This is a genomic window from Lysinibacillus sp. IITD104, from assembly GCF_036698265.2.
Taxonomy (GTDB): Bacteria; Bacillota; Bacilli; order Bacillales_A; family Planococcaceae; genus Lysinibacillus; species Lysinibacillus boronitolerans.
In genome coordinates this window covers 2,182,235-2,200,994 of sequence record NZ_JBAHYH020000001.1, presented here as the reverse complement: position 1 = coordinate 2,200,994, position 18,760 = coordinate 2,182,235, and the positions used below count along the sequence as shown (strand labels likewise).

At 37.2% G+C, this 18,760-nt stretch carries 16 protein-coding genes and 2 riboswitches; of the genes, 6 read left to right on the top strand and 10 right to left on the bottom strand.

All coding sequences use genetic code 11. The annotated features are described in order from the left end of the window. The 3 genes from V1L66_RS11160 to parE form a co-directional block, all read right to left on the bottom strand. Positions 1–996: an ABC transporter substrate-binding protein gene (locus V1L66_RS11160; RefSeq protein WP_333004324.1), complete on the bottom strand. Its 996-nt coding sequence runs from the start codon at positions 994–996 to the stop codon at positions 1–3. Positions 997–1,150: 154 nt separating this feature from the next. Continuing rightward, positions 1,151–1,261: riboswitch (TPP riboswitch) on the bottom strand. A gap of 108 nt (positions 1,262–1,369) precedes the next feature. After that, complete coding sequence (gene parC, locus V1L66_RS11155; RefSeq protein ID WP_036079287.1) at positions 1,370–3,808, bottom strand: DNA topoisomerase IV subunit A; 2,439 nt, start codon at positions 3,806–3,808, stop codon at positions 1,370–1,372. Continuing rightward, entirely contained in the window at positions 3,805–5,781 is a 1,977-nt protein-coding gene (gene parE / locus V1L66_RS11150) for a DNA topoisomerase IV subunit B (RefSeq protein ID WP_016993902.1), read from the bottom strand. The genes parC and parE overlap by 4 nt, the downstream gene beginning before the upstream one ends. Before the next feature lie 564 nt (positions 5,782–6,345). On the opposite strand from parE, the gene plsY reads away from it, so the two are divergent. The 6 genes from plsY to V1L66_RS11120 all read left to right on the top strand — a co-directional run bounded on the left by plsY (position 6,346) and on the right by V1L66_RS11120 (position 11,613). After that, on the top strand, positions 6,346–6,948 hold the full coding sequence (plsY, locus tag V1L66_RS11145; protein ID WP_016993903.1) for a glycerol-3-phosphate 1-O-acyltransferase PlsY: 603 nt from the start codon (positions 6,346–6,348) through the stop codon (positions 6,946–6,948). A 19-nt stretch (positions 6,949–6,967) separates the two neighbouring features. Then, complete coding sequence (locus V1L66_RS11140) at positions 6,968–7,258, top strand: HesB/YadR/YfhF family protein (protein ID WP_016993904.1); 291 nt, start codon at positions 6,968–6,970, stop codon at positions 7,256–7,258. 173 nt (positions 7,259–7,431) lie between these two features. After that, a complete protein-coding gene (locus tag V1L66_RS11135) occupies positions 7,432–8,970 on the top strand; it encodes a spore germination protein (RefSeq protein ID WP_016993905.1) in 1,539 nt (512 codons plus the stop codon). Positions 8,971–8,995: 25 nt separating this feature from the next. After that, a complete protein-coding gene (locus tag V1L66_RS11130) occupies positions 8,996–10,195 on the top strand; it encodes a Ger(x)C family spore germination protein (protein ID WP_016993906.1) in 1,200 nt (399 codons plus the stop codon). 4 nt (positions 10,196–10,199) lie between these two features. Beyond that, positions 10,200–10,433 (top strand): hypothetical protein, encoded by a 234-nt coding sequence (locus tag V1L66_RS11125; RefSeq protein WP_312125288.1) that lies wholly within the window; start codon positions 10,200–10,202, stop codon positions 10,431–10,433. Positions 10,434–10,464: 31 nt separating this feature from the next. Further along, positions 10,465–11,613, top strand: coding sequence for an endospore germination permease (locus tag V1L66_RS11120; RefSeq protein WP_333004309.1), 1,149 nt, complete (start codon positions 10,465–10,467; stop codon positions 11,611–11,613). 39 nt (positions 11,614–11,652) lie between these two features. On the opposite strand, the gene metA is transcribed toward V1L66_RS11120, so the two are convergent. The 7 genes from metA to V1L66_RS11085 form a co-directional block, all read right to left on the bottom strand. After that, positions 11,653–12,588 (bottom strand): homoserine O-succinyltransferase, encoded by a 936-nt coding sequence (gene metA, locus V1L66_RS11115; RefSeq protein ID WP_004227915.1) that lies wholly within the window; start codon positions 12,586–12,588, stop codon positions 11,653–11,655. Positions 12,589–12,710: 122 nt separating this feature from the next. Continuing rightward, positions 12,711–12,822, bottom strand: a riboswitch (SAM riboswitch). 502 nt (positions 12,823–13,324) lie between these two features. After that, positions 13,325–13,954, bottom strand: coding sequence for a hypothetical protein (locus V1L66_RS11110; RefSeq protein WP_333004303.1), 630 nt, complete (start codon positions 13,952–13,954; stop codon positions 13,325–13,327). Between the two features lie 138 nt (positions 13,955–14,092). Further along, positions 14,093–14,695, bottom strand: coding sequence for a hypothetical protein (locus V1L66_RS11105; RefSeq protein ID WP_333004301.1), 603 nt, complete (start codon positions 14,693–14,695; stop codon positions 14,093–14,095). A gap of 11 nt (positions 14,696–14,706) precedes the next feature. Then, positions 14,707–15,045 (bottom strand): hypothetical protein, encoded by a 339-nt coding sequence (locus tag V1L66_RS11100; RefSeq protein ID WP_333004298.1) that lies wholly within the window; start codon positions 15,043–15,045, stop codon positions 14,707–14,709. 257 nt (positions 15,046–15,302) lie between these two features. Beyond that, positions 15,303–15,626, bottom strand: coding sequence for a hypothetical protein (locus V1L66_RS11095; RefSeq protein ID WP_333004295.1), 324 nt, complete (start codon positions 15,624–15,626; stop codon positions 15,303–15,305). A gap of 202 nt (positions 15,627–15,828) precedes the next feature. Beyond that, complete coding sequence (locus V1L66_RS11090; protein ID WP_333004292.1) at positions 15,829–17,151, bottom strand: phage portal protein; 1,323 nt, start codon at positions 17,149–17,151, stop codon at positions 15,829–15,831. Between the two features lie 22 nt (positions 17,152–17,173). Further along, on the bottom strand, positions 17,174–18,760 hold the full coding sequence (locus V1L66_RS11085; RefSeq protein ID WP_333004289.1) for a terminase large subunit domain-containing protein: 1,587 nt from the start codon (positions 18,758–18,760) through the stop codon (positions 17,174–17,176).

The following is an 18,760-nucleotide window of genomic DNA, read 5'->3' as shown; positions in this document are numbered from 1 at the left end:
TTATTTGGCCTCCTTTTTAGGTAAGAAATCATTAGTAAAGGCTTTTTTCGCATCAAATTCGCCCTCTAGTACTTGATTGCTAGACATCCATTTCGCATAATTTTCCCACACAGAAAGCTTTTGCTCTCCCCATTGCTTGGCATCGTCCTGGTATTTATCGGCCAGCCACTCCTGACTTTTATGCACTAACGCTTTATCTAAATCAGGAGCTGCTTCGATTAAAATATCAGCCGCTTCACTTGGGTTTTCAATTGCGTATTCATAGCCCTTCGATGCAGCTGCCACAAAGGCTTTCACAACATCAGGATTGTCCTGTATCATTTTTTCATTTGTAGCTAAAACTGGCGTATAATAATCCAATTGATCACTATAATCTGTAAGATATAGCATATTGATCTTTTCCCCACGCAGCTCAGCTTCAATACCAGTCCATGCATAATAAATCCAAGCAAAATCAATATCTTTTTCCATCATTGTGAAGAAATCTAAATCGCCTGCATTGACGATATCTAGCTTGTTAATATCTGCATTTTCCGTCTGCATTAGTGATTGTAAAACGGCTTGCTCTAATGGCGCACCCCAACCACCATAGGTTTTTCCTTCAAAATCCTTTGGCGATTTAATGCCCTTTGAAGCAATAGAGGCAAAGCCAGATGTATTATGCTGTATAATAGCTGCGATTGAGACCAGCGGCACATCCTGTACTCGTGCCTGTGTTATGCCTTCCTGATAGCTCACGCCAAAATCCGCCTTTCCAGAAGCAACAAGCTGATCTGCACCCGCCTCACCAGGCATGATAATATCAACATCTAAGCCCTGTTCCTCAAAATAACCGAGTTTTTTGGCAACATATAGTCCTGTATGATTTGTATTCGGCGTCCAATCCAGTACCACAGACACCTTTTTCAGCTTGTCAGCAGCCTGCTTGTCACCCTTGTCACTGCAGCCTACTAATGTCAATAGTGCTGCGAATAGAATAAATAACCATTTTTTCATGCGAAAGCCTCCCAGTTTGTAATATGAAAGTGTTCATGAATGAATGTTGTCACCAGAAGAAAGCGTATACAATGTTGGCAAGCTGTTGCTTGAAAACATAAAAAAACGCCTAGGATTCCTCCCAGACGTATTGCAATCAATCTTCAAAACTTTGCTTTTTTGAATAGATGTTCCCTACGCTGGTACGAGCCAAATCAGGTTCAAAGGGTCAGCGTCTATCGGACACAATCTCAGCTAGCAATTACTAGCCCCCCTACATTCTTTCGCTATGAACTTTTCGATGATTATTATACCCATAGTTTCACTTAAATGACAAGGTGCTATTTTTTGAATAAGCTTAAAGCCCAGCACTCCTTAGAGACTGGGCATGCATTTAGCTTGGTTTCTGTTCTTTTTTGGCTGTTAAAACATGAGAAATTGCTCCATCTGTTGCAATATCCACTTTAAATGAACCATTGGAATGGCGATCCGCACGAGATAATGCCTGTACGTCAATCACCTCTTGAACACCTTTTTCAGTTTCAATCACAACCTGCTCCTCGTCTGTTGCTTGAACAACTGCCACAATTCGGTGAGGGTTTGCTTTTAACTCTGTTAATACTTTTAGTCCACGTTTTGCACGACTTGCTACTTCAACTTCAGCGACATTCATTTTCTTCACGGCCCCACGCTGTGTCACAATGACTACATATTGGGTTACATCAGGCTGTAACACATTGACTCCAACTAAGGCTTCTCCATCTTTTAGTGTGATCCCTTTCACACCGCCTGTTTTCACACCTGTAACTGGTAATTCCTCCATCGGGAAACGAATCGCATAGGCTGTATCCGTTGTGAGCATTAGCTCCACGTCATCTGTTACAAACGATGCATAGATCATCGCATCACCAGCCTTGACGTTCATCGTTTTAATTGGCTTTGAATAACGTGTTACCGCATAGTCTGCGAGTGGTGAGCGCTTAATTTGGCCATCTTTTGTGGCTGTGAAGACATACGTATTTGGCTGTTCAAATGTTTCGAAGCCATAAACCGCAATAATGGATTCATCTTCCCCTGTTGGCACAATACTTGAAATATGCTGGCCGAGATCCTTCCAGCGTATATCAGGCAGCTCATGAACAGGCTGATAAATATAATTGCCTCGATTTGTGAACAGCAATAGATGGTGCTGTGTATTTAAGTTTGCTTCATACAATAAATAATCTGAATCCTTCATGGCAAAATCTTGCCCATTTGAAGCGGCATGAGAACGTGTGGATGTACGTTTAATATAACCATCCTTCGTTACTGTTACGACAACCTCTTCACTTGGCACAAGGACATCCAATGTAATTTTAATTTCTTCAATTTCTTGCTCAATCTTCGAGCGGCGAGGTTCTGTAAAGCGTTTCTTAATATCTAGCAACTCTTGTTTAATAACACGCACAAGCTTAGCCTCACTTTGCAGAATCCCCTCTAGCTTCGCAATTAACTTATTTAACTCGTCCTGTTCCTGACGTAGCTCTGTAATATCCGTATTCGTTAAACGGTATAATTGCAGGCTTACAATGGCCTCTGCCTGTACCTCTGTAAAATCAAACTTCGCTTGTAAATTAAGCTTCGCATCCTTCTTATCATTAGAAGAACGGATCGTCGCAATAACTTCATCTAAAATGGAAAGAGCTTTAATTAATCCATCTACAATATGAGAACGATCCTTTGCCTTTTGTAAATCATAAATGGAACGGTTTGTTACCACTTCTTTTTGATGGGCGATATACGCATCTAGCAATAATGGCAATGTCATCATTGTTGGACGACGATTATGGATAGCAATCATATTAAAATTATAAGCTACCTGTAAATCCGTTGTTTTAAACAAGTACTGTAAAATTCCTTGCCCAGGTACATCTTTTTTCAGCTCAATCACGACACGCAAGCCTGTACGGTCTGATTCATCTCGAATTTCCGCAATGCCTTCTAGTCTTTTATCTACACGTTGCTCATCAATTTTTTTCACAAGATTCGCTTTATTTACATCATATGGTAACTCAGTGATAACAATTTGCTCTTTACCACCCTTAATTGGTTCGACAACTGCTTGTGCACGAACAATAATTTTACCTCGACCTGTTTCATACGCCTTTTTGATACCATCTACACCTTGAATGATTCCACCAGTTGGGAAATCTGGCCCTTTAATCACCGTCATCAATTCATCTACAGTAGCATTAGGCTTTTCTAAGCGCATTAACACGGCATCCAGTACTTCATCCAAGGCATGTGGTGGAATATCTGTCGCATACCCAGCGGAAATCCCTGTAGAGCCATTGACTAAAAGGTTTGGAAAACGTGCTGGTAAAACGGTTGGTTCCATATCCTGGTCATCAAAGTTTGGCACAAACTCGACCGTTTTCTTGCCAATATCTCGTAGCATTTCAGCAGCTATAGCAGATAGTCTCGCCTCTGTATAACGCATCGCCGCTGGAGGATCGCCATCGACCGAGCCATTGTTCCCGTGCATCTCAATGAGCATATGACGTGCCTTCCAGTCCTGACTCATCCGTACCATCGCTTCATAAACAGAGCTATCACCGTGCGGATGATAGTTACCAATTACGTTACCCACTGTTTTTGCGGATTTACGGAACGGCTTATCATGTGTGTTGCCTTCCGTATACATCGCATATAAAATACGGCGCTGTACTGGTTTAAGACCGTCACGTGCATCAGGCAACGCGCGGTCTTGAATAATATATTTACTATAGCGACCAAAACGGTCACCCATCACTTCTTCTAACGGTAAATCTTGAAACTTTTCTGTACTACTCATGCTTGGCCCTCCTCTTGTTGGATGAATTCATTCTCTAAAATGTTAGAATCATCCTCCATACCGAAGTCCACATTGGCTTCGATCCATTTACGACGTGGTTCTACCTTATCACCCATTAACGTCGTGACACGTCTCTCCGCACGTGCACCATCCTCAATTGTGACACGAATCAATGTCCGTGTTTCAGGGTTCATCGTTGTGTCCCATAGTTGGTCTGCATTCATCTCACCAAGACCTTTATAGCGCTGTAATATGTAACCCTTTCCAACCTTTTTGATGGCCTTTTGTAAATCGCTTTCTGTCCAAGCATATTCAATGACTTCTTTTTTCCCTGTACCTCTTGAGACTTTATAAAGCGGCGGTAGTGCGATATAGACTTTCCCAGACTCAATGAGCGGACGCATATAACGATAGAAGAATGTTAATAGCAAGACCTGAATATGTGCCCCATCTGTATCCGCATCGGTCATGATGACTACTTTATTGTAGGCAGAATCCTCCACCGCAAAATCCGTGCCAACACCAGCACCAATCGCATGGATAATCGTTGATATTTCTTCGTTTTTCATAATGTCCTGTAGCTTGGCCTTTTCTGTGTTGATTACTTTCCCGCGCAATGGCAGAATCGCTTGGAATGTACGGTCACGACCTTGTTTAGCAGAGCCACCAGCAGAATCACCCTCGACTAAATACAGCTCATTTTTTGCCGCATTACGTGACTGAGCTGGCGTTAATTTTCCAGATAGAATCGTACTACCCTTTTTGTTTTTCTTGCCATTTCGTGCATCCTCACGTGCTTTACGAGCTGCTTCACGTACTTGCTGCGCTCGAATCGCTTTACGAACAAGAGAAGCTGATAATTCTGCATTTTCCTCTAGCACATACAAAATTTGCTCAGACACTACACTATCTACTGCAGAACGAGCCTCACTTGTCCCAAGCTTGCCCTTTGTTTGTCCTTCAAATTGTAGTAAGTGCTCTGGAATACGAACAGATACAATGGCCGCTAAGCCTTCACGAATATCTGTCCCCTCAAGGTTTTTATCCTTGTCCTTTAACAAGCCAATTTTTCTTGCATATTCATTAAAGACACGCGTCAATGCTGCCTTTGCACCCGTTTCATGTGTACCACCATCTCGTGTACGAACATTATTAACAAATGATAAAATCGTTTCCGAATAACCATCGTTATACTGGAAAGCAAACTCTACTTCGATGTCATCCTGTACGCCTTCTACATATTTTACTGGATGAAGGACATCTTTTTCCTCATTCAAATACGCAACGAAAGCCTCAATGCCATTCTCATAAAAGAACACATCGCTCTTGCCTTCCTCGCGCTCATCAATTAATTCAATTTTTAAGCCCTTTAATAAAAAGGCTGATTCACGTAATCGTTCCGCTAACGTATCATAATTGAATTTTGTGACAGAGAAGATCGTTTCATCTGGTAGAAAATGAACAAGCGTTCCTGTCTGCTTCGTTTGCCCAATATTTTCAAGTGTTGTGACAGGATGTCCACCATGCTCAAAGCGTTGTCGATACTTTTTGCCATCACGATGGATTGTCACCTCTAAAAATGTTGAGAGCGCATTCACAACGGAAGAACCAACACCATGTAAACCACCACTTGTTTTATAGCCACCTTGACCAAATTTACCGCCAGCGTGTAGCACAGTAAAAATAATTTCTGGTGTCGGTTTACCCATTTTATGCATACCGGTTGGCATCCCACGGCCAAAGTCGCGTACACTCATACTTTGATCTTTATGAATTGTGACAATAATATGAGATCCAAAGCCAGCCAGTGCTTCATCCACCGCATTATCTACGATTTCATACACAAGGTGATGAAGTCCACGGCCATCCGTCGAACCGATATACATGCCAGGTCGTTTGCGTACCGCTTCTAATCCTTCTAATACTTGTATAGCGTCATCATTATAGACGCTAGGTGACTGTTTATTCGTCAAAAAAATTCCCCTCCAAAAAACAAACACATGTTCTATTTATGTTCTCATCCTAATAATAATAGCATTTCCTGTCAATAGTTAGCGACAGGTCCAATAAAATTTTAAAATTTGCTCACAGTTTTGATCATATTTATTAATAGTAAACATCTTCAACAGTTGCTTAAAATTGGTATTTAAGCAAGGCAGACTGCTTCTAGCTTCCAACATCATTTGACGCCTTGAAGCCTACATAGTTGCAAAATAAATTTGTGTTGCTTGCAAATAGTAGCACACACTACCTCGTGCCTTGCGATTAAACTGGTTAAAGTTAGACTTCTATTCTACCAAAGGAATGAGCGATTGACAAAATTGCCATTTTGCCTATATTTTTAAAAAGGTTTTATCGCTTCCTACAAATTTATGTCTAAAAGCCTAGTCCTCGCTAATAGATTCTCTTTTGTATTGAATTCAAGACTTCGAATGAAATCTCCTTCATAACATTGTAGATTAGCAAGAAAAAGTGTAAAATACTTGATACAAACTATTAGTACCAAGTGATGGACTATGAATGAAAGGAGTCCAGCTATGATCAATGGACTTATTATTTTATGTGCTTATCTAATCGGCTCTATACCTTCTGGATTATGGATAGGCAAAATTTTTTATAACACCGATATTCGTGAACACGGAAGCGGTAATCTTGGTGCGACCAATACTTTTCGAACGTTAGGGAAAAAGGCAGGTATTGTTGTTACGGTGATGGATGTCTTAAAAGGGACTGCCGCTGTCTTACTCGTGACACTTCCCGTTTTCTCTGATACTACACTCCATTCTTTATTACTGGGGCTTGTCGCCGTAATCGGTCATATGTTCCCGATCTTCGCCAACTTCCGTGGTGGGAAAGCTGTGGCAACATCAGCGGGTGTATTATTAGGCTATTCTTGGCCACTCTTTGTCCTACTATTTATTACCTTTATTGTGACATTAAAAATCACAAAAATCGTCAGCTTAACATCGATGATAGCCGCTTTAGTAGCGCTTATCTATGCAATCGTTTATTATTTTATTACAGGTGACTTTGCATTAGGCATCTTGGTAGCCTTTTTATTTACCTTTATTATTTATCGTCACCGTGCCAATATTGCACGTATTAAAAACGGCACCGAACCAAAGGTAAAATGGCTGTAGGAAGAGAGGAGCATTTGAAATGAATATTGCATTGACAGATGAAGCCCTACAATGGTTCAAACAGGAAATGGAAGTTGAACCGGGTGATACAATTCGTTTTTATGCACGTTATGGAGGCTCTAGTCCGTTTCATGAAGGCTTTTCGCTGGGAATGACACGTGAGGAACCCATTGCCATTGGTGTGCAGACAGAAATTGATGGTGTCATCTATTACATTGATGAGAAAGATCTTTGGTTCTTTAACGATCACAATTTACATGTTGATGTTGATACAAGTAAAGATGAATTACAATACGACTATCGTACATAAAGCAGTCTGTCCTTTCAAGTATTGAAAGGACAGACTGTTTTTTATTTATTCCAAAACAAAAGGGATGTAATTTTGCCACAAATAGCTAGATTTTTCATTACCTTTTCGTTTATCTCTCCAATAAATTGTCCACTCTATAGGTAATGAACGACCATTTGAGGAGGAAAACACACATGTCCATGTATAACAATGCCGAGACCTCCCCATCCCAGAACGATTTATTGTATACTTCCCTATCTAAAAATATCAAAATCATTCAACAGTCACTAGGGCATAGTAATGATATTATTATACGTGAAATTAGGATTGGAGAAGCTGAACCACATAGTCTTGCCATTATTTCCATTGATGGCTTATCGGATAAAACGACTATTTCTGATTCTGTTATCGATAAACTGATGGCAAATATTGAAGAAGAACAAGATATTGAAATAACGACAATTAACCAATATGTTCGGAATTCCTATTTAACGGTAGGCGATGTGACGAATATTGAGCATTTCACAACACTCTACAGTGCCATTCTCAATGGTGAAACGGTTATTTTATTGGATGGCTTCGCTGAGGGGATTGTGACAAGTACAAGAAGTGCCAAGGATCGAGCTGTCACAGAGCCATCGACTGAATCCGTTATTCGCGGACCGAGGGAATCCTTTACCGAAACAATAAGGACCAATACTGCGCTTATCCGTCGCAAAATAAAAAGTCCGAATCTCTGGATAAAGTCACGTGTTATCGGGGATGTGACGCAAACGGACGTAGCAGTAATGTATATAAACGGTATAGCGAGTGACAAAATTGTAGCTGAAGTATTGGCTCGATTAGATCGTATTAATATCGATGGCATACTGGAAAGCGGCTATATTGAGGATTTTATTCAGGACTCAAAAAACTCGATGTTTCCAACCGTCTACAACTCTGAACGTCCTGATGTTATCGCTGGTGAATTATTAGATGGCAAAGTGGCGATTCTCGTTGACGGCACACCTTTTGTCTTAGTCGTACCAGCGCTATTTACATCCTTTTTACAATCAGCAGAAGATTATTATCAGCATTGGATGATTAGCTCGCTTATACGTATCCTGCGTTTCTTTGGTATCAGTCTAGCGTTAGTAGCACCATCCTTGTATGTGGCGATTACTACCTTTCACCAAGAAATGCTTCCAACACCCATGTTAATTAGTATTGCATCGCAAAGAGAAGGTGTACCCTTCCCTGCTGTTGTTGAGGCCCTCATTATGGAAATAGCCTTTGAGGTACTAAGGGAAGCTGGATTACGGATGCCAAGAACAATCGGGCCTGCGGTGTCCATTGTAGGAACTTTAGTTATTGGGCAAGCTGCTGTTGATGCGGGCGTTGTCTCCGCTGTAATGGTAATTATTGTGGCCCTAACGGCGATTTGTAGCTTCCTATTCCCTGCCTATGGCTTATCGAATACGATTCGTGTGCTACGTTTCCCATTAATGATTTTGGCTGCAATGTTTGGTTTATTCGGTGTAATGTTTGGCATTATGGTGATTATTCTCCATTTATGTAGCATTCGTTCATTTGGTGTACCATATTTAAGTCCATTTGCACCTTTGGTATTACAGGATCAGAAGGATGCCTTTGTGCTGTTCCCGCGTAGAAAATTACTTACACGACCTCGTTTAGTCAATCAAAAAAATATTGTTAGAGGACATAACTATATCAATGTAAAAAACAGAAAATAACAACTGGATAAATGAGGAATGGAATATGGCAAAATTAAACTGGATTTGCTTACTATGTATCCTCACAATACTGTTAAGTGGCTGCTGGAGTAAGCGTGAATTAAATGAATTGGCCATTGTCGTAGCATTGGGCATTGACAAAATAGATGAGGACTATGAAATTACAGTTCAAATTGTCGATCCTGGTGAAATTTCAATGCGCCAAGCTTCCACTCAACGCTCTCCTGTCGTTAGCTATCATTCGAGAGGCGAGACTATCTTTGAGGCCATTCGCAAAATGACGACCATCGCTGCTCGAAAACCCTATTTTGCCCACCTCCAAGTGGTTGTGCTTGGGGAGGACCTTGCCGAAGAAGGAATTAGTGATGCACTTGATTTAATTGTAAGGGACCATGAATTTCGTAAGGATTTCGACGTTATCATGTCTCACGAAGCAACCGCGAAAGAAGTGTTAAATGTACTTACACCCATCGAAAAGGTTCCTGCTAATAAATTGTTAAATTCTCTCGATGTCTCTGAAAAAGCTTGGGGCTCCACAATAGCTGTTAATATTGATGAATTAGTCAATACGCTAAGCAATAAGCAGAAAGGGGCGTTAATTTCTGCTATTGAAATTCATGGCGATAAGAAATTAGGGGTAGATCAAACAAATGTACAACGTGTTAAAACACCTGTGCTGTTACAATATGCGGGATTAGCAGTCTTTAAAGGTGATAAATATATGGGGCTATTGACAGAGAGCGAAAGCAAAAGTATTAGTTTTCTTAATGACAAAATTCAAAGTACGATTGAAATCATCGCCTGTCCTAATAAAGGGACCTTATCTACTGAAATCACTCAATCCACTACAAAAGTGAAAGGGTCCTTTAAAAACGGGAAACCCAAAATTGATGTTCATATTAATGTAGAGCAGAATGTTGGAGAGGTCGAATGTGATATCGATCTTACCAAAAATAAATCGATTGATTATGTTAATAAAAAAACAGCCCAAGGTATCGATGAACGCGTTGAAAAAACATTAGAGAAAATCCAACAGCAATATGAAGTCGATGTCTTTGGTTTTGGTGATGCCCTACATCGTGCAAATCCAAAGCAATGGAAAAAAATCAAGGATGAGTGGACTTCCATTTTTCCAGATTTAGCAGTGGCTGTTCACGTGAAGGTAACAACACAAGGTTTGGGCACGTTGCAAAATTCATTATTAAGCAAGCCAAAGGAGGAGTAATGGAATGGTGCTAGCCGTAGCTTTCCTGATTATCGCAATCATTGTTGCACTTATTTTTATTCCAAAGTTAAAAAAGCAACAGGATAGAAGAGCCGTTGTCGTATTCACCATTTTACTACTCATTGGAACTGCTTTAAATATGGGCATTGCCCTGAAAGTCCATATACCGAGCCCTTTAGATTTGATCACCTTTATCTTTACACCTATTAGAGATTACATTGTTTCATTTACAAAATAGATGAATGGAATTTGAAACGGAGGGTAGCTAGATGGAAAAAGAGATCATTAGTTCTAGACAGTTTACAATCGTTACCTTCCTCTATTCTATCGGTACAGCGATTTTAATTATCCCTTCGAGTATTACTGGTGCTGCTAAGCAAGATGCCTGGATTGCGGCAAGCATTGGTGTTCTGCTTAGTTTATTGCTTGTAAAATTATTTTTAACACTTGCCAATCAAACACCGTCCCTAAATTTTATCGAGGCCAACGAAAAAATTCTCGGGCGTTTTTTTGGGAAAATCACAGCGATTTGTTTCCTGATTATGACCTTTCTTTCTGCTGGAGAATTACTCTATTTTATCGGTATTTTCATGAAAACGGAAGTTATGCCAGAGACACCGACATTAGCATTTGCCCTACTGTTCAGTAACATTATTATGTATGCCGCTTATTTAGGGATTGAGACCTTTGCCCGTTCGGCAGAAATTCTTTTTCCAATGTTTATTTTTATATTTATTTTTTTCATCATTAGTATTAGCCCTCAAATTACATTTGAGAATATTCAGCCACTGCTAGAAGCAACGAAAACATCTATGCTTTATAGTATTACACGCTTTATGAGTATCTTTTCCTTTCCTTTACTTGTGCTATTGATGCTATATCCTGCTAGCGTCAATGTACAACAAGCTTCGCAGAAAGGGCTATATATCGGGACCATCCTTGGCGGAGTCGTCTTAATTACGTTGATTGTCCTATCAATTCTTGTACTAGGGCCTGAAAATACTGCGGCTAGAACATTTCCTAGCTATGCCTTAGCGCAAAGAATATCTATAGGGAACTTTTTGCAGCGTATTGAAATTATCATGGCATTTATGTGGATATCTTCCATTTATATTCGTACATTTATGTACTTCTATACGACCGTTGTGGGCCTTGCACAAATTTTGAAAATCAAGGATCATCGTCCACTTATTTTACCGATGGGTATCATTGTCATTGGACTTTCCCAAATAGTACATCCAGATATTGTGCATTCCACTAATTATAATAATGAAATTTGGCCAATCTTTTCCTTTATTTTCACCATTTTATTACCTATACTTTTGCTGATTGTAGCAGTCATTCGAAACCGCAAGTCCAAGGCTCAAAATAATGAAACACCTCAGCAGGAAACAAAAAATGACAATCAAAAAGTCTAATTTCTTCTACGCTAGAAAAGAAATTAGACTTTTTATTAATTAAATATGATATTCGATTTCATCTACAAAATCCCATTCATATGGTGTTTCTTGGTAAACATAGTAGTTCAACCAGTTAGAGAATAATAAATGGGTATGGGCACGCCATGTATTCATCGGCACTTGTGTTGGATCGTCATTCGGGAAGTAGTTTACAGGAACGGCGATATCTATGCCCTTCGCCACATCGCGACTGTATTCATCGGCTAGTGTTGTCGCATCATACTCTAGATGCCCCGTAATCATAATATTTTTATTATCTTTTGATTGTACAATAAATACCCCTGCATCCTCTGAGTAAGATAATAGTCGTAGATCGGGATGATTGCGAACCTCGTCAATCGAAACAGATGTATAGCGAGAGTGCGGCGCAGTAAATAAATCACTAAAGCCTCGTACCAAATCCACTGTTAAATCTGTAATCACATGGGAGTAGACGCCTGAGCATTTAGCAGAAAGCTCGACCTTCCCAATGCCATAATGGTGATACAATGCAGCCTGTGCCCCCCAACAAATATGTAGCACGGATGTCACATTCTTTTTAGACCAATCCATAATTTCTGAAATTTCCTGCCAATAGTTAACCTCTTCAAAAGCCATTTTCTCTACTGGCGCACCAGTAATTATCATACCATCATAGCGTCGATGACGAATCTGGTTAAACGTTGTGTAAAATAGCTGCAAATGGGATTTACTCACATTTTTCGACTCATGTGTGGCCGTATTTAAAAAGGTAATATTCACCTGTAATGGTGTATTTCCTAATAAACGTAGTAATTGGAGCTCTGTTTTTTCTTTTTCAGGCATTAAATTTAAAATTAATATATTTAATGGACGGATTTGCTGTGTTTTCGCACGATCCTCTTCCATGACGAAGATTTTTTCCTCACGTAAATGTTCTCCAGCTGGTAAATTTTTCGGAATATTAATTGGCATCTTGCTTTCCCCTCTCTATAATCACTCTCTTTTAGCAAACCTTGCTTGCGTAGAATGCAACGAAATTAAAAAATCCTCCTCATTCCATACGAGATAGAATGAGAAGGATTTTTTCACGTCCACTCTTATCTCTCAAAGGAAAAAATCCTTTGCTGGAATTAGCACCTTTCTAACAATTGTTAGAGGTTGCTGAAGCGTCATCGGGCCAAATCCCTCAGCTTCTCTTGATAAGATTATTTAATTATCTTGAATTGTAACACGAACTAGTTAGAATATCAATAATTCATAGAATATTTTGTGATTCATGTGCATGTTCCTTGCTCATTTGATGTACACTAAGCTTGCTATATGTGGTGTTTCTACATTTAAAATTTATGGTAAACATGCCGTAATTATGAAATATTGTATGAATCTAACTAGTTTTAGTATGGGAGTATTACATTTGCCTATTTGTTTATTCCACTTCTTATAAAATCTATGTAATCTTCATTATAACTCATACTTCTGAAAAAAAGAAGTGTATATAAATAAATTAAGTTAAAATTTTTAATTTAAGTAAAAAAAGGATATTTATTTCATGAAAGAAAAAAAGACTACAGCAAAATACTGTAGTCATTTCATTTCTATTCCACAAAAAGGAAAGAAGTTGAAACAGTGAAAATTAAGCACATTATCCATTTAATAGTAACGCCTATAAATATCAAAATCAATCAATTTTATTAAATAAACAACCTAATCATTTTAGTGTAGATTGTTTGTGTAATATCACTGTAAACTTCCTATACCAAAGATTAATTTCTTTGATAATTTGCTCATACTTCGGTGTTCCTGATTTTAATTCAGATATTTTTGTCTCATAAAACGGAACTTCAATAATAGGATTTGAAATATTATTTACCACAATTTCAAGTTTTATATCCTTAATAGTTTCTTTAGACTTTGTTTGTCCACTCAATCCACCTATTAATGCACCAACACCACCCGCTAATACGCCACCAACTAATGCACCGCCTACCTGTGATACCCTAGACGTTGACGTTACTGTATTAGAGTTAGAAATAACTTTTACCTCTATAATTTCTTGAAATTTTATTTTTTGTACATCAGGTTGCCTGTACTCTTTCGATAATTTAGGTATTTTCACAATGATTACTTCTTCTGTAATTTCATTAATTGAAAGTACCATCCTATCAACTAATAAATCACGACTTGACCAGTAAGCATCATCTTTTATACCAACTTCATCAAGCGTCATTCTTATATTATTTTCTATCTCTTTAACTTCATTTTTCCCCTTAGAAAATATTGTGATATACCATATAATAAATAAAATTATTAAAATTACCAATAATATTAATGGCCACATTTAATCTAACACCCCATATTATCTATTTTAGTTACATATTACTAATAAAAGAGGTATAAGGGAACAACTATTTTTATGGGCGTGTGAAATATGATAAGGTAGCAAGCGAAATAAACAATTTGGGGTATCGTGCATTTGTCAACGTTTTTCTAATCGGATATTGATAATTCCCTTTTTACTGTAATCTACGTCAATAATACGATAGGTTGTATCATAAATTTTTACATCGCCATATGTATTTTCATTCAATTTAAAATTTTTACGGCTTGCGTCACTGTCCCTAACTGTAATCTGATAAATAGGTTTAGTTAGATTAATGCTATCATTGGTTGTATACGTCATGTCTTTATATCGTAAAATACATGGTATCTCCCCAACTTTTACTTGTTGTTCTTCATATACAGGTCTACCTAAAGAATCTTTGCCTATTAAAACTTTTTCTGTTTTCCATTCTACAATTGAATAGTTGCAATACTCTAAGGTTGCCTTGTATTTACCACCACGCATTGTTAAAACGTCTGACGTAACCATATACACGTTATTAGGATTATTGATAGTTGTATAGTCCCCGCAATTAAAAACGTCTAATGAATGAATATGAAACGTAGAGTTAGGTGAAAATGTAGCGTTACTAATTACTGCATTGATCGTAAATGGATTTTTCTCAAAAATATTAAATTGGTATGGTGATTGGATAGCTTTTATCGTATCTTTAATTAATTTATCATCAAATAATTTCATTTAATCACCTCTCAATTGTATAAAAGGAATGTACTACTATTAGTATTATTTACTTTAATCTGTCTAATCTTATTGTCTAGTTGGTCTATACGTTTCATTATGTTGTCACTGAACTCACTGACCGTCATATCATCAAGTTTAATAGCCTTCATCATTGTAGGGTTGTTAGCCAGTCCTTCTAACACTGATAGAGCAGTAGCATAGATACCTTTCAAGTTAGACGTATCATCTGTATTATATTGTGCAGTCGCTTGTAGTCCGTTTTCTGCAAGGTATACGGTAAGTTGTGTATCATCTAATTCAATACCATTTATGTCCATCTTTAATCGCTGTAAGTTTGTAATATTCATGCTCTCATCCTTTCATTATTCAACATTTTATACACTGTTTTATACTGCATAAATAATCAATTTGTACGACTCATATATAAACACCCCACAAACGTTGATATATCAATAACTGCCCATAACCTATCTTATGTAAACTAAAACTAATTTTCACACCACAAACCCTTGATACCACTGCATTCACACTACTTCTCCATAGTTATATTTAACGGTGATGTAGTCGTTACCTCTATTGTATATTGATGAATAAATATAAACGTTTACTTACTATTTCTTTCAATATTAGTTACTCGATCATCTAATGAATTTAATCCTTGTTCTAATGAAACTAATGACTTCTCCACTTGTAATAATGATTTAGAAGTTTGTTCCTGTATCTTATTTGATTCGGATAGATGCTCCATTAACTTATTCTCACGTTCCTTAGATTCTGCTCTATATTCATCATGCAAAGTAGTTAATCTATCTTCTTGCTTATCGTTCTGTTCATACACTCTTTTAAGAATGAAGCCGACTAATACAATGCAGCACATAGCCCAAACTGCTGGGGACAATGCTACTTGTGATAACTGTTCTATTGTCATAATTATCTATCATCCTTCACTATTAATATAATTGGTAGTGTAGTGGGGGGGCGTACCATATATAACAGGGTGTGAGAAATGTAGCATATCAACTATAAAGCATATTCCCTTGACACTACTACATTTTAACTCAACTCGTACACACCTATTTCCCACTTTTCTACACTACGCTTCTATGTTATTCTGTGTTATTCATTTATAACTAAACTGTACCAACTGTATCATTACTATTATGTACATCATACTCTACACCTTTTAAACGACTCATCTCTCTCAATGTATCATTGACATATGGTGACTGTTCAATAATCGTCTCTAATGATATAGCATTCATATCGAATTGTGTTTTCATATTATCTAGGATTTCCTTATGGTTACTTGGAGTATTGTATACAAAATTAAACTCAAGCGAAATCATCTCATCATCTGTAATATGTATACCTTTATATTTCAATAAACGCTGTACCTTCTCCCATCTTTGATAGAAGCCTTCTCTTAAGTAAGTTTCGTTCACTCCTGCTTGTGTATCCGCTAAACTAAATAAAAGTTTGATACTTACCTCAGACAAATTCGAGATATCTGTTTTATTCATACTTACAGCAGGAGTTGACGATACATCAAGTAAGGTTTGCATTAGCGTCTTATATACTAAATCAAATGACTTACTATCTAATGATCCATTTACAAGTTTGAAATCACTACCATCATCCAATGTTAATCCTGTACCTACAATCTCAGACGGAATAGGTGTATTAGTTAATTGTTGACCTGTTACGACTGGAATTGGATTAATAAACTTATACATACTATCAATATACTTACTAAGCACATCCTCCATATTATCTAAAATATTTTGATAGTCATCTAATTCTGATTTACCAATCCTATCACTTAACTCATGCAAAGTTTTATAATGTATAGGTAGACCACTCAAACTTGGACTTTCCCCAACCTTAGTAATCTTTCCACCTTCATTAGACCATTCCTGCACACTAACATCATTATATAAATTATAATAAGTGATTCCATCAAAGGTATAATGCTCTATAAATGCTATCATTTCATTGTAATTGTTATACACTGGAATACCATTATCAGCAGCAATTAATTTTGATTGGATACGACCATTACCATCAATATATAAGTACTCTGATACTTCACCAAATTTAAGGAGATTTAAAAGAATTTGTACATTTACATCATCAAATCTACCTAGTTTATTTACCTTATTAAACTCTTTAACCATTGTTTCATCACCTATCAAATTGACAGGATTTTTAAGTAAATATTGTGCCTTAAAGTTTAAAATGGTCTTAGCCAACTGAATTACAATACGTCTTGGCTCTACATTCTCACCGTTATATTTATAATTTGGACGTTTTAATATTTCATGCTTTCCATCCAAATAATCTCGAATACCTGATACATTCAGTATACGGCTCTGATTTTCATATGTAGTCGTTTCATCAACAAACCATGTACTCTTCCCTTTATATTTTGCATTTACATATTGCTCAAGATTCATTTATATCCTTCCTTTCCTATATCTACACATACCATTTACTTGCTTTCATACCTTGAATAGATAATGCTGCAGCAATAACTAAATCATCGTGATTCTTTTCAGTATTTCCTCGCTTATTACCTAACTTCCCATTATTCTCAACAAACATCTGCATCTGTTGTAAAAGTTGCTTACATTCAATATTGATTAAGCCCTTCTCAAATTGCTCTTTAAAGTCAGAAATGAAAATTGCTTTATTTGATTGAGTAGTAGTCCAACCTAGTTGAAGTTTCTTCTTACCTCTCTCATCAAACATTTTTTGCTTATACATATTTTCATATCCACATTCTTTGCGTAGACGTTCAATTACAGGTAAGCCATAACTATTTCTCTCGACAACTAAAAAAGCGTAGTTATACCAACGTCCTAAAACGTCAATCAACTCCGCAAATTCATATACACTTATTTTATTTGATTGAAAGGTTAATACTTGTTGTCCATCATCGTCAAAGCCAATAACTGTAGATGAGTCATTATTTCCACCTGATCCACTGGCTGTATCTACTCCAAAGTAATATTTTTTGCCTACTTTAGGGTAATCGAACAATACAATTCCCTTACTTGCCCATTGTCGAATCGTCTCAGGTAACTGTGAGCGTACTTCATTTTTATTAATTGGCTCTTTTGCATAGGATAATCGGTTTAATACCTTAGTTTGATTGAATACGCTATTACCTGTAGAAATAAATGACTCTAATGGATTGGAAGGATACTCCTGATAAAAGTCACTCTCTGAATCAAGGTCTAACATCTTCCATCTTCGCCATGTCAATTGAGTAAGTGTAGCACCTAACTTATGTAATGCTTGTTCTTCCTCATCTAAGTCATTTTCAGTTAACTTTTCACCATTATTATTAGCCTTATACCATTCAACAGCTTCCATATAATCATGTGCAAATTGTTTAGCGTATAATTTGTGATAGAAAGGTACAAAATAGGCAACATACTTAGATTTATTCTTCATGGCTTGCATGTATAGACGATAGAAATGATTTCCTGTACCATTAGACGTTGTTTCAATTGTTAATTGACTCTCACTACCTTTTGCAAGTGACTGCTCTACGCTCAATAATTGCTTTTCTTGATTGCCATAGAAGGCATATTCTGAAAGGTGAATATATGTATATGTTGATCCTCGACCAACGTCTTTATTACCTGCTGTTACTGATTTGATTTTAGAGCCGTTTGAGAATACAAGTTCATCTCGATTGTCCCTTTTAACCTTTGCGAACAAGTCAGGATACCTATCTCTAGGTATGTAATCGTTCATCTGTTTCAACTTCTCGAATAAAGCCTTTGCACTATCTAATTTATATGAAACGATTAATATATTTTCATTTTCTTTGGTTAATGCTCTCCATAATGCACGACCTAATGTGAATGTAGAAATACCAGATTGCCTTGCTTTACCTACAATAATAAATCTGTTCCGCAGCATTAATTCTTCAATCTCTATCTGAGCATCATTCAATTCAAATTTAACTACATCATTGTTATTATCTGTTATGTATATAAAATTCTTTGCAAACAATGGGAAACTATCAAAAACTTTTTTTATCTTTGCATCCAT